We start from the raw sequence: 13,955 nt of genomic DNA, 5'->3' as shown, positions 1-13,955 counted from the left end.
TTTATAAAAATTGCAAAAGAAAAGAAAATGAAAAAAATTGTAGTATTAACAGGCGCTGGAATCAGTGCTGAAAGCGGAATTAAAACATTCCGAGATGCTGACGGTTTATGGGAAGGTCATGATATCATGGAAGTGGCTTCACCTATTGGTTGGAAAAAAAATCCAGAATTAGTATTAGACTTTTATAACAAAAGAAGAGCCCAACTTTTAACCGTCAAACCCAACAAAGCACACGAAATATTATCAGAATTAGAAGAACATTTCGACATTCACATCATAACACAAAACGTTGACGATTTACACGAAAGAGCCGGAAGCAACAAAGTCATTCATTTACATGGTGAATTGTTAAAAGTACGAAGCATTTCAAACGAAAACTTCGTAATCGATTGGAAACACGATTTAATTTTAGGCGATTTAGACTTAGAAGGTAATCAATTGCGACCACACATTGTTTGGTTTGGCGAAGATGTTCCTATGATTGAACATGCTATTGATGTTGTAGAAACGGCTGATATTTTAATCATCATCGGAACTTCATTACAAGTATATCCTGCTGCTGGTTTGATGAATTATGTAGACCAAAATGTTCCTGTGTACTACATAGATCCTAATCCAGCCACGATATATGATTTACCAAACGAGTTGAAAGTATTACCACTTACCGCCGTTGAAGGAATGAAAATTGTGAAAGAGGAATTGGCAAATTCTATTCAAAAAACTTCTGACTTCTAACTTCTAACTTCTAACTTCTTACTATATTTGCACTTCTTTAAACAACACACTACAAAATGCAATTAACAGAATTAAATGCTATTTCGCCAATTGATGGTCGTTATAGAAGCAAAACTATTTCATTATCTCCTTATTTTTCTGAAGAAGCCTTAATTAAATACCGCGTTTTGGTAGAGGTTGAATATTTTATTGCTTTGCGCGAAGCTGATATACCTCAATTAGCCAAAATTGACAAATCGATTTACGATTCTTTAAGAGCGATTTACAAGAACTTTTCTACTGAAGATGCACTTTGGATTAAAGAAACCGAAAAAACAACGAATCACGATGTTAAAGCGGTGGAATATTTCATCAAATCGAAATTCGATGGTTTAGGATTACAAGAATATAAAGAGTTCATCCATTTCGGGTTGACTTCTCAAGATATCAACAATACAGCAATTCCACTTTCAACTAAAGAAGCATTTGAAAATGTATATTTACCAAGTTTAGTAAGCGTAATTGCAAAATTGAAAGAATTAGCAATGGAATGGCAAAACGTTCCAATGTTAGCCAGAACACACGGTCAACCAGCTTCTCCTACTCGTTTAGGAAAAGAAATTTTAGTGTTCGTAGAACGTTTAGAAGAACAAATGCGTTTATTATTCAACGTCCCTTTTGCAGCTAAATTTGGTGGTGCAACAGGAAATTACAACGCTCACAAAGTAGCTTATCCAAACACCGATTGGAGAAAATTCGGAACCGATTTCGTAGAGAATAGTTTGGGATTACACCATTCATTTCCAACGACACAAATTGAACATTACGACCATTTTGCTGCCTTTTTCGATGCTTTAAAACGTATCAACACGATTTTAATCGATTTAGATAGAGATATTTGGACGTATGTTTCAATGGATTATTTCAAACAAAAAATCAAAGCAGGCGAAATTGGTTCTTCGGCAATGCCACATAAAGTAAATCCAATCGATTTTGAAAATTCAGAAGGAAATTTAGGGATTGCCAATGCGATTTTCGAACATCTTTCAGCAAAATTACCCGTTTCAAGATTACAACGTGATTTAACTGACAGTACGGTTTTACGTAATATTGGCGTTCCAATGGGACACACCTTAATCGCATTTGAAGCGACTTTGAAAGGCTTAAACAAATTGTTGTTAAACGAAGACAAATTCGCAGAAGATTTAGAGAAAAACTGGGCAGTAGTTGCTGAAGCAATTCAAACCATTTTACGTCGTGAAGGTTATCCAAATCCATACGAAGCTTTGAAAGACTTAACTAGAACAAATACTGTAATTAACAAAGAAGCCATTCATAATTTTATTGGAACTTTAAACGTTTCTGAAGAAGTGAGAGCGGAGTTAATGCAAATTACACCTAGTAATTATTTGGGGATTTAATGATAGAATTAGTTTCAAGAAAATCAGTATTTGAAAAGCTTCCTAAAATAGGAAACGAAATTCATCTTATACAAAAATCAATGTATGAAGATTGTTTTACTGAAACTGGTTTTCCTCTAACTAAAAATCAATTATTTGAACTTCAATCTGAATCTGATCATTTAGAAATAAAAAATGTATTAGATTATGATTTTGAATTAATAAAAGTTAGGTCTAATATAAATTATAGCTACTCTAAATATTTTAAATGTATTGCTAATCAATTAGATAATTTACTCTCAGAAACTAAAACTGAAAATTTTTATATAATTTCTCATTTGAAACAAGACTTTTTCCATGCTATGAAATCTCAATATAAAAATAAGAGATTTAGAAAAGTTTATTCAAAATTGGAAAACAAATTAAAACTTGGAAGTTATAACGAAGCTATAAAAATTTGTAAAAATGAATTAATCGATTTTTTAGAAATTTTAAATCAAATTGATACTATTGGTGCCGGAGTGCCAGAATATATTTTGATTTGTGATGAAAATGATAAATTTTGTTTTTATTTTCATTATTCCAGAGAAATAACATTTTGGTTTTTTTCTAAAGAAGAATTATTCTTTCATAAATTATTTTCTAAACATAATTTTCAAATCTTAAGTTAAAATATGCCAAAACCTATCAGTATAAAATTAATTTCCATTAGTTTACTGATAGGTTTTTTCTTTTATTCTTGTTCGTCTTCTAAAACCCCAACTACAAATTCAAAAGCCGGCGTTGTCATTACTTTTGACGATTACTTTGTAAACGAATGGAAGGAAGCGGATGTTCAACTCGCAAAATACAAATGGAAAGCCACTTTTTGTGTAAGCAATTTTGAAAAACTTTCGGCTACTGATATTTCTAACCTAAAAGAACTTCAAAACAAAGGGCACGAAATAGCAGGTCACGGATTTCGTCATCTCAATGCAAAAGAATTCACTAAGAAAAACAACAAACAACAATACTTAATAGTTGAAATTTTTCCTTTAATCGAAGCGTTTAAAAAAGAAGGCATTGAAATTAAATCCTTCGCTTATCCTTTTGGAGCTAAAACACAAACGTTAGATTACGAACTTAAAAAACACTTCGAAATCATAAGAGGAACAGCAAAAGGTGGCAAAAAAGTAGCCGATAACGCCAATTTCTACAACGGTACTCGACTTGCAAACGGAATTGGAATTGATAGTAATTACGAACATTTCAATTTAAACTACCTAACTAAAGTTTTAAATTACGCTAAAAAACACAACAAAATAGTCGTTTTTTACGGACACAAACCAGTTGGCAAGGCAACAAAAGAATATGAAGTAGAACTGAAAACATTAGAAATGATTTGTCAATTTGCGGTTTCAAACCAAATGAAATTTTATACACTTCAAGAGCTAAATTCGTTAAAAAAACAATAAAATTAAGCGCATAAAGAATTGAAATTTTGAAAACCAATCACTTTTTACTATTTTAGTAAAAATTCAATTCTATGCCAATATTACTTTCTACTTCTACTGTTCATTTACCCAATTTAATTAGCGATTTAGGGCTAATTCTTGTAACTGCTGCAATCGCAGTATTAATATTTAGACTATTAAAACAACCGCTCGTTTTAGGTTATTTAGTAGCAGGATTTTTAGCAGGAAGTGAATTCGATTTCTTCCCAACGGTAAAAGACATGAACAGTGTAAAAGTTTGGGCAGAAATTGGAGTTATTTTCCTCTTGTTTAGTCTTGGTCTCGAATTTAGTTTCAAAAAACTAATGAAAGTCGGTGGAACTGCTTCTATAACAGCGTTGACCCAAATCATCTCAATGGTCGCTTTGGGTTATTTCGTAGGACAATTGATGGATTGGGGCAAAATGAATAGCTTATTTTTAGGCGTTATTTTATCCATATCTTCTACAACCATTATCTTAAAAACCTTTGACGAATTAGGCGTAAAAACACAAAAATTCGCCGGAAATGTAATTGGAGCGTTGATTGTACAAGATATTTTAGCCATTTTAATGATGGTTTTATTATCAACGGTTGCTGTAAGTCAACAATTTTCGGGAACTGAATTATTACAATCGGTTTTGAAATTGGTGTTCTTTTTAACCATTTGGTTTGTAGCAGGAATTTTCTTTATCCCAACATTCCTTAAAAAAGCTAAGCACTTATTAACCGACGAAATGTTGCTAATTGTTTCATTGGCTTTGTGTTTATTGATGGTTTTATTTGCAGCTAATGTAGGCTTCTCTCCTGCTCTTGGTGCCTTTATCATGGGTTCAATTATTGCCGAAACCACGCAGGCGGAACACATTGAACACTTGGTAAAACCTGTAAAAGATTTATTTGGTGCGGTTTTCTTCGTATCAGTCGGAATGTTAATTGATCCTGAGATGTTGATAAAATATGGATTTCCTGTAGCCATTTTAACGTTGGTTGTAATTCTAGGCCAATCACTTTCTTCAACAATTGGAGCTTTACTTTCGGGGCAACCATTGAAACAATCCATACAAACTGGAATGAGTTTATCGCAAATTGGAGAGTTTTCGTTCATTATCGCAACTTTAGGAATGACGTTGAATGTAACAAGCGATTTCTTATATCCAATTGTGGTAGCCGTTTCTGCTATCACCACATTTACAACTCCATTTATGGTGAAATTTTCAACACCATTTTCGTCTTATTTAGAGAAAAAACTACCAAGACGTTGGGTTAAAAAAATCGAGCGCTATAGTGCTAATACCGAAGCTATTAAATCAGTTAGTACTTGGCAAATTGTACTTCGTGCTTACTTAACTCAGGTGATTATTCACTCGATTATTATTGTGGCGATTATTCTACTTTCATCCAAATATATTCTGCCATTAGTAGAAGATTCCCGTTTTGGAAATGCTATTGCAGCATTAATAACAGTTGTAATATTATCACCATTTTTATGGGCATTATCATTGCGAAGAGTAGCAGTAGAACAAGTGCAAGAATTAATGCAAGTCAGAAAATATCAAGGTCCGATTATCGTATTAGTTTTCTTTAGAATTGCACTTTCGCTTTTTTATATGGGATTTGTATTGAATGAATTTTTCTCTCCTGTAATCGCTATTATTGCGTTGGTTATTGGAATCGTTTCCTATATTTTATTCCCAAAACGATTGCATGCGTTTTACAACAAAATTGAAGGTCATTTCTTGAGAAACTTCAACGATAGAGAAATTACAAAACAAGCCAACAAACGTCAGAATGTGCTATCGCCTTGGGATGGTCACATGGCAGATTTTGAAATTGCTACAGCCTCCAATTTAGCCGGAAAAACCTTAGAAGAATTAAAAATTAGAGAGCAATTTGGAATCAATATTGCTTCTATTAAACGAGGCGAAATCACAATTAATATTCCGATTAGAACCGAACGATTATTTCCAGGTGATGAAATCAACGTTATTGGTACAGACGAACAAGTAAAATTATTTAAGAATTACCTAGATAAACACGAAATAGATGCTCCAGAAACCACAGAAAAAGAAGACATCATATTACAACAATTAGAACTTAAAAACCGTGTTTGCATCGGAAAAAGCATCCGAGAATCACAAATTAGAGAAAAAACGCACGGCATCATCGTAGGCATCGAACGCAACGGAAAACGTATTCTAAACCCTGAATCGCATTGGATTTTAGAATCTGATGATATTTTGTGGATTGCTGGTGATAGAAAAAAGATTAATGAGTTTTTGAAGGGATAATTCTCTAGTTTTCAGTTAGCAGTCGCAGTATTCAGTTATCCAAAAACTTTGTCATTCCGAAGGAATCTCTTGGATTTTTTTTGGCATGAAAGTTGGCATTAATTAGACATCAAACCAAAATCTATGAGTAAATTTTTTCTATTTGTATCTTTTCTATTTTCCATTTCAATTTTCTCACAACAAGAAGTTGAAATTGACTTTAAAAAGTTAAATTCAAAAGTGAGTATTTTAATAAACAATCACAGGAAATCACTAAAATTAAAAGAATTCGAAAAAGATACTTTTCTTCTTAAGGCTGCAGAAGATCATAGTCTATATTTAAAGAAATTAGGTTTTTTATCGCACGAACAGAAAGATGTAAAAAAGAAGAATCCAAGTGATCGAGTTATTTTTTATGGTGGAAAAAAGTTTAGTGGATTTGGTGAAAACATTTTATTTACTTCTATTAAACAAGAAAAATATAGCGATAAAGAATTAGATAAATTAGCTCAAACGATTTTCAATCAGTGGAAAAATTCGCCACCTCATTACAAAAACATAATTAACAAAGATTTTGATGCAGCCGATTTAGGTTTTTACATAGATATTAAAAGAAATAGAATCTATGCTACTCACGTTTTTGGGATAAAAGGAATTCAAATACCAAATCAACTATCTGAAAATGCCTTTGGAGTTGAAGAAAAGAATAAAAAATGTAGACCGATTGATTTTGGAACAAAACTACATATTGGAAATAATATTGCAATAGAAGGTGAAAATGTCATTCTGTATTATCATGATAAACAGGAATTTGAATTGATGTTTTCTGAACCAAGAGATGGAATAGCAATTGATTTTGTTGAAAAAGAACAAATGAAATGTGATAAACCTAACACTTTTGACGTCTCTCCAATCTACGATGGTGTAATGTCAGAACCCATTTATAGAGAAGAATTATTAAAAAACAACACAGCTCAAAACGAATACAAGTTAATCACTAAAGTTGGAAAAGTTCCAAGTCATCTTATTGGAAAAGAAATTGTCGCTAATGTAATTTTGATTTTTGATAATTGTGCTTGCGAATATGTTGTGCCTTTACAAATAAAATCAAAAACCATTGATTTATTTCCTTTAGAACCAATCATTGAAGTAACAAATGATGCAAGTTTGAGTAGTAAAGGAATCATATATACTGAAGAAATTTTATTTGAATTTGACAAAAACAAAGTAAAATCAAATAATGGTAGTTACTCTAAATTATATGATAAAGTTCATTCTACTCAAATTTATAGTTATAGTTCAATCGAAGGAAATGAAATTTCGAACAAAAAATTACATGACGATAGAGCAATTGCTATTGAAAAATTCGCAAGAGATACTTTGAATATAAAAATGAAACCTTCGTTAGTCATTGCCGAAGAAAATTGGGAAAAATGCTACATTCAATTAGCTATGGAAAACATGGAATATTTAGCAAGTAAACCCAAAAATGAAATTAGAGAGTACATCAATCTAAAAAACAAAGAGTTTGAAACGTATCTAAATGAACAAAGAGTTTCTAAACTAGTTGTTAATTATTATGGAAAAATTGATAAAGATTCGTTGTCAAATGAAGATTATTTAAGCTCTTTATATGACTTAAATCTAAGAACTGCTATTTATGATAAGGATTATAAAAAGGCGAATTTAGCACTTTCAAAAATGTATACTTTGGAATACAGTTCTAGTATTTTTGATGAAATGGTTTTTAATGAAATAAAAACAAATCCTAAATTAGTTCAAAATGCAACGGCAGTAATATGTAAAAATTTTAAACAAGATTTTTTTAAAACGACACAATTTCTTAAAATTTGGTTAGGAAAATTTGAATCCCTACCAAAAAACACGCAACTGAATTTACTAATTCTTTATTGCAGAATAAATAGTGAATTACTTGAAAAATGGGATGTTAATATTTCTAAACTTACCAATGTTAGTAAGCCAGCATCAATAGAGACCAAGTTCATAACGTTTAAAGAAAATAAAAAACTTCAATGCAATTTCGATTACATTTTACTTTATTATAGCAATCATATAAACGATTATAAGAACATCAATCGTTATTTCGATAGAGTTTACATGAGTTTTAAATCGAACATAAAAACCAAAGAAGATAGAATTAATTTGGCTTTGTTTGTCAATCATTGGAGTGTTTATAATTACAGTATTGCTTTACTCAAAGCCGAAATGAATAAGCCTACATTTTCAAAAGAAGAAGCATTATTATTAGCGCAAACTGTTACTCTTTTCTTTGATGAAAACGATGTGAAAACGAATCAACAAATTTTAAACAAAGTCTATCAACTGAATAAAAAAGAATGGTGCGAATGGCAAAAAGAAAACTTCAATCTTTTGAGAAATGAACAAATTAAATCAGATTTCTGTAAAAAATGCAATAATCTGTAACTTAAACGAGTTATTATAAAAAATCCAAACTAACATGAAAATCCAAATTACCCTATTCCTACTCTTAATTTCCACTTTAAGTTTCAGTCAAAATCAAAACAAAATTGATTTAGAAAAACTAAAAACTAAACTATATCAATTAATAAACGAAGAACGTTCCAATAACGACAGAAAATTACTTGGTTTGGATATTTATTTGAAAAAAGCCGCTGACGACCATGCTAAATACATTGCAAAAGCTCAAACCTTATCGCACGAACAGACTGATGCTAAAAAGCAAAGTCCGAAAGAACGCGTGTATTTTTATGGCGGAAATTCGTTTGTTTTAGTGGGTGAAAACTTATTATTTACAGGAATTAAAGACCAAATTTATACTGAAGCTGACTTAGACACTTTAGCCTTAAAAATGTTCAATCTGTGGAAGAAATCACCCAATCATTTGAAAAATATTTTAGATCATCAATACTTTTATACTGAAATCGGTTTTAGCATCGATTGGGAAAACAAGAAAATATATGCCGTGCAATTGTTTGGTGCGAAGTAATTAAACACAAATTTCACGAATTAGCACAAATTAATTGGTGTAAATTAGTGAAATTCGTGTTCATTTTTAAGTACAAAAAAACCTGATAGCTTATAACTATCAGGTTTCTGTTTTTACTGAACACTGTGACTGATCACTGAACATTAAAACTATCTCGAATAATTCGGAGCTTCTTTCGTAATCGTTACGTTATGTGGGTGACTTTCGCCAATTCCACTCGCTGTAATTCTAATGAAACGTCCATTTTCTTGTAAGGTTGGAATATCTTTTGCACCACAATATCCCATTCCGGCTCTTAAACCACCGATAAATTGTTGCATGCTTTCGTTTAATTCTCCTTTGTAAGGAACACGACCTACAATTCCCTCTGGAACTAATTTCTTCACATCATCTTCTACATCTTGGAAATAACGGTCTTTTGAACCTTCTTGCATCGCCTCAACAGAACCCATTCCTCGGTATGATTTGAATTTTCTTCCTTCAAAAATAATCGTTTCACCTGGCGATTCTTTTGTTCCTGCTAATAACGAACCTAACATCACACAATCAGCTCCCGCAGCAATCGCTTTTGGAATATCACCTGTGTAACGAATTCCACCATCAGCAATAACTGGAACTCCTGTTCCTCTTAATGCTGCAGCCACTTCTAAAACGGCTGAAAATTGAGGAAATCCAACACCTGCCACAACTCGCGTTGTACAAATAGAACCTGGACCAATTCCTACTTTCACCGCATCAGCTCCATTTTGAGCTAAATATAATGCTGCTTCTGGAGTAGCAATGTTACCCACAACTACATCTAAATCTGGGAATTTAGCTTTTACTGCTTTTAATACATCCACCACACCTTTTGTATGTCCGTGAGCCGTATCAATGATTACAGCGTCAACTCCAGCATTTACTAAAGCTGTTGCTCTTTCAACTGCATCTGCTGTAACTCCTAAAGCCGCAGCAACACGCAAACGACCAAATTTATCTTTATTGGCAATTGGTTTTTGCGTTAGTTTGGTAATATCTCTAAAGGTAATTAAACCTACTAATTTATTATTGTTGTCAACTACTGGTAATTTTTCAATTTTATTTTCTTGAAGAATTCCTTCTGCTTCTTGTAAAGTTGTTCCTTGAGCAGCTGTTACCAATTTTTCAGAAGTCATTACTTCCAAAATCGAACGTGAATTTACTTTTTCGAAACGTAAATCTCTATTAGTAACAATACCTTTTAAAATTCCGTTTTCATCTACTACTGGAATTCCGCCAATACTAAATTCTTTCATTGCCATTTTCGCATCACCAACAGTTGCAGTTAAAGGTAATGTTACTGGATCGATAATCATACCGCTTTCTGCACGTTTTACTTTCTTTACTTTCGCTGCTTGTTGCTCAATCGTCATGTTTTTGTGCAACACGCCAATTCCACCTTCTTGTGCCATAGCAATTGCCATAGAACTTTCGGTAACCGTATCCATTGCTGCAGAAACGATAGGAACATTCAACGTAATATTTCTCGAAAATTTCGATTGAATACTAACTTCGCGTGGTAAAATTTCAGAATAATTTGGAATAAGCAAAACATCGTCGTAAGTAAGACCTTCGCCAACGATTTTAGTTGTGTGTGCTTTCATGGTGCAATTTGTAGTTGTTGTTAAATTGCGTGCAAATATAGTAAAACTTAGCCGAATAATCTATTTCTTTTAAGAATAAATTATGTAACTTGCATATTAATTTTTTATCTTCAATGAGCGATTCTAAAAAAACAATTATAGGCCTAACCGATTTAGAAGTATTAGAATCTGCAAAAAAGTTCGGCACTAATTCTGTCGAACACCAGAAAAAAAACCATTTTCTGAACTCCATTTTAGATATTGTAAAAGAACCCATGTTTCTTTTATTATTGACCGCTACCAGTATTTATTTCATAACAGGAGATTACGGCGATGGTATTTTCATGGCTTTTGCAATTGTTTTTGTTATGGCAATTTCGGTTTTTCAAGAATCTAGAAGTCGTAATGCGATTGAAGCCTTAAAAAAACTAACCCAACCACAATGTAAAGTCATTAGAAAGAGTCAACTAATTGAAATTCCAACCGAAGAAATTGTTATTGGAGATTGCGTTCAGCTAGAAGAAGGCGCTTTTATTCCTGCCGATGGAATTATTCTTTCATCCAACGATTTTTCGGTCAACGAATCTATTTTAACGGGTGAATCTTTAGCCGTATTCAAATCAAATGAATCCGAAAATAAACAAGTTTTTCAAGGTACAATTGTAGCTTCTGGTTTAGCGATTTGTGAAGTAACAGCTATTGGAAATAAAACGCAATTAGGAAAAATAGGTTCCAGCTTAAATGCAATTGAAGAAGAAAAAACACCTTTGCAAATTCAAATTGGGAATTTCGTTACCAAAATGTCAATTATCGGTTTGGTGATTTTTGCAGTCGTTTGGGCGATAAATTACTATAATTCAAGATTGGTTTTAGACAGTTTATTGAAGGCTTTAACCTTGGCAATGAGCGTTATTCCAGAGGAAATTCCGGTAGCCTTCACCACTTTTATGGCTCTTGGTGCTTGGCGTTTGATGAAAATGGGAATCATAACCAAACAAACCAAAACCGTTGAAACTCTTGGAAGTGCTACCGTTATTTGTACCGATAAAACAGGAACAATTACCGAAAACCGAATGAGTTTAGCCGAATTGTATCTTTTTAAATCCAATTCGATAGTTGCAACTTCTCAAAAACTAAATCCCGAAGCAGAAGAAGTATTGAATTTCGCCATGTGGTCGAGCGAACCTATTCCGTTTGATGCGATGGAAATTGCCATTCACGAAGCCTATTCTAATTTTGAAAGCGAAGACGAACGACCATATTTCAAATTGGTTCACGAATATCCTTTAGGCGGAAAACCTCCAATGATGACACACGTTTTTGAAAACGAATCGGGTAAAAAAATCATTGCAGCTAAAGGTGCTCCCGAAGCTTTAATTGCTGTTAGTCATTTAACTGAAACGGAAAAAAATCAGATTTTTGAGGCGATGAAAACCATGATGCAAAAAGGATTCCGAGTTTTAGGCGTGGGTGTTTCTGACTTTGAAGGAACGGATTACCCGTCAACCCAACAAGAATTAAAGTTCCATTTTAAAGGATTGGTAGCGTTTTATGATCCGCCAAAACATAATATTCAAGCGGTTTTTGAAACGTTTTACAAAGCAGGAATTCAAGTAAAAATCGTTACAGGCGATAATGCAGAAACGACTTCTACCATCGCAAAACAAGTTGGGTTTAAAAATGCGGATAAAGTATTGAATGGCGATGAATTAATGGCAATGGATGAAGCCACTTTGAAAGAAAAAGTAATGGAAACGGCTATTTTCACAAGAATGTTTCCAGAAGCAAAATTGAGAATCATCAAAGCTTTAAAAGCCAACAATCAAATCGTAGCCATGACAGGCGATGGCGTAAATGACGGACCCGCTTTAAAATCGGCACACATCGGAATTGCGATGGGTAAAAAAGGTACCGAAATTGCCAAACAAGCTGCCAACTTAATTCTTGTAGACGATAATTTCGAGCGAATGACAGATGCAATTGCCATGGGAAGAAAAATCTACCTCAACCTAAAAAAAGCAATTCAATACATCATTTCTATTCATATTCCGATTATATTGATTGTGTTTATTCCGTTAGCTTTGGGTTGGATGTATCCGAATATTTTCACTCCGGTTCACATTATTTTCCTAGAAATCATTATGGGACCAACCTGCTCCATCATATACGAAAACGAACCTATGGAAGATAATTTGATGCTTCAAAAACCAAGACCACTAACGACAACTTTCTTTAATTTCAAAGAAGTGTTAATTAGCATCATTCAAGGACTAATAATTACGTTAGGATTATTATTTATTTACCAATACGCTATTGGAGAAAACATGTCAGAAAACGGAACTAGAACCTTGATTTTCTTAACTTTAATTACTTCCAATATCGTATTAACGTTAGCGAATCGTTCGTTTTATTATTCGATTTTCAAAACGATTCAGTACAAAAATAATTTGGTAGGATTGATTATAGGAATCACTATATTATTAACTGGATTAATACTGTTTATTCCTGCATTTTCGAACTTCTTCTTATTTGAAATGGTAAGTGGTTCTCAGATAGGATTATGCGTTTTAGTGGGAAGTATTTCGGTACTTTGGGTCGAAATTTACAAAGCCTTTAAACGAAGAAAGACAGATTAATGAAACTCTCCGAATAGCTTTGTCGCTTCATTATAAGCACTTTCAAAGCTCATTGGACTGGTATTCGTGTTTTCTCTTTTCGTAGTGAAATACGACAACAATTTCTCCGTAGGCATGTTTCCTGTTAAATCATCTTTTGCCATAGGACAACCACCAAAACCTTGAATCGCGCCATCATAACGACGACAACCTGCATTGTAAGCCGCATCAATTTTTTCAAACCATTTGTCTGGCGTAGTGTGAAGATGCGCACCAAATTCAATGTTTGGATATTTCGGAATCAAATTGGAAAACAAATAATCAATAACTTCAGGAGTGGAACTTCCAACGGTATCCGAAAGCGATAGGATTTTCACACCCATATTCGCTAATTTTTCAGTCCATTCGCCTACAATTTCAATATTCCAAGGATCTCCATACGGATTTCCAAATCCCATTGATATGTAAGTCACGACTTCTTTATTGGATTTATCTGCGATTTCTAAAATCTCTTGTAATGTCACTAAACTTTCCGCAATAGTTTTGTGCGTATTTCGCATTTGAAAGTTCTCCGAAATCGAAAATGGAAAACCTAAATATTGAATTTCTTTATGAACCGAAGCATTCTGAGCGCCTTGTGTATTGGCAATAATCGCTAATAATTTACTATTCGTTGCTGATAAATCCAATTGTGCTAGAACCTCAACCGTATCTTGCATTTGCGGAATCGCTTTTGGCGAAACAAAACTTCCAAAATCAATAGTATCAAAGCCTACACGTAATAATGATTGTATGTATTTTACCTTTTTTTCAGTAGGAATAAACGGTTTAATGCCTTGCATGGCATCGCGCGGACACTCGATAATTTTGATTTCGTTCATAGCTTCAAAGATA

The 13,955-nt window shown here is 33.0% G+C and carries 10 protein-coding genes; 8 read left to right on the top strand and 2 right to left on the bottom strand.

The annotated features are described in order from the left end of the window. Positions 1–27: 27 nt before the first annotated feature. The 7 genes from IM755_RS10430 (at position 28) to IM755_RS10400 (ending at position 8,845) form a co-directional block, all read left to right on the top strand. Positions 28–735 (top strand): SIR2 family NAD-dependent protein deacylase, encoded by a 708-nt coding sequence (locus tag IM755_RS10430; RefSeq protein ID WP_194096559.1) that lies wholly within the window; start codon positions 28–30, stop codon positions 733–735. A 56-nt stretch (positions 736–791) separates the two neighbouring features. Then, complete coding sequence (purB, locus tag IM755_RS10425; protein WP_194096557.1) at positions 792–2,135, top strand: adenylosuccinate lyase; 1,344 nt, start codon at positions 792–794, stop codon at positions 2,133–2,135. Then, positions 2,135–2,785: a hypothetical protein gene (locus tag IM755_RS10420; protein WP_194096555.1), complete on the top strand. Its 651-nt coding sequence runs from the start codon at positions 2,135–2,137 to the stop codon at positions 2,783–2,785. The genes purB and IM755_RS10420 overlap by 1 nt, the downstream gene beginning before the upstream one ends. Before the next feature lie 3 nt (positions 2,786–2,788). After that, positions 2,789–3,568: a polysaccharide deacetylase family protein gene (locus IM755_RS10415; RefSeq protein ID WP_194096552.1), complete on the top strand. Its 780-nt coding sequence runs from the start codon at positions 2,789–2,791 to the stop codon at positions 3,566–3,568. A 71-nt stretch (positions 3,569–3,639) separates the two neighbouring features. After that, complete coding sequence (locus IM755_RS10410) at positions 3,640–5,877, top strand: cation:proton antiporter domain-containing protein (RefSeq protein ID WP_194096550.1); 2,238 nt, start codon at positions 3,640–3,642, stop codon at positions 5,875–5,877. Between the two features lie 123 nt (positions 5,878–6,000). Then, entirely contained in the window at positions 6,001–8,301 is a 2,301-nt protein-coding gene (locus IM755_RS10405) for a CAP domain-containing protein (protein WP_194096548.1), read from the top strand. 34 nt (positions 8,302–8,335) lie between these two features. After that, entirely contained in the window at positions 8,336–8,845 is a 510-nt protein-coding gene (locus IM755_RS10400) for a CAP domain-containing protein (protein ID WP_194096546.1), read from the top strand. Between the two features lie 149 nt (positions 8,846–8,994). Here IM755_RS10400 and guaB read toward each other — a convergent pair whose 3' ends face one another. Further along, positions 8,995–10,467, bottom strand: coding sequence for an IMP dehydrogenase (guaB, locus tag IM755_RS10395; RefSeq protein WP_194096543.1), 1,473 nt, complete (start codon positions 10,465–10,467; stop codon positions 8,995–8,997). Between the two features lie 113 nt (positions 10,468–10,580). Here guaB and IM755_RS10390 point away from each other — a divergent pair, with 113 nt between their 5' ends. Then, positions 10,581–13,082, top strand: coding sequence for a cation-translocating P-type ATPase (locus IM755_RS10390; RefSeq protein WP_194096540.1), 2,502 nt, complete (start codon positions 10,581–10,583; stop codon positions 13,080–13,082). On the opposite strand, the gene IM755_RS10385 is transcribed toward IM755_RS10390, so the two are convergent. After that, positions 13,079–13,942 (bottom strand): hydroxymethylglutaryl-CoA lyase, encoded by an 864-nt coding sequence (locus IM755_RS10385; RefSeq protein WP_194096538.1) that lies wholly within the window; start codon positions 13,940–13,942, stop codon positions 13,079–13,081. The genes IM755_RS10390 and IM755_RS10385 overlap by 4 nt on opposite strands. Between the last annotated feature and the right edge of the window lie 13 nt (positions 13,943–13,955).

It is taken from the genome of Flavobacterium proteolyticum (assembly GCF_015223105.1).
GTDB lineage: Bacteria > Bacteroidota > Bacteroidia > Flavobacteriales > Flavobacteriaceae > Flavobacterium > Flavobacterium proteolyticum.
This window is presented reverse-complemented; position numbering and strand designations above follow the sequence as displayed.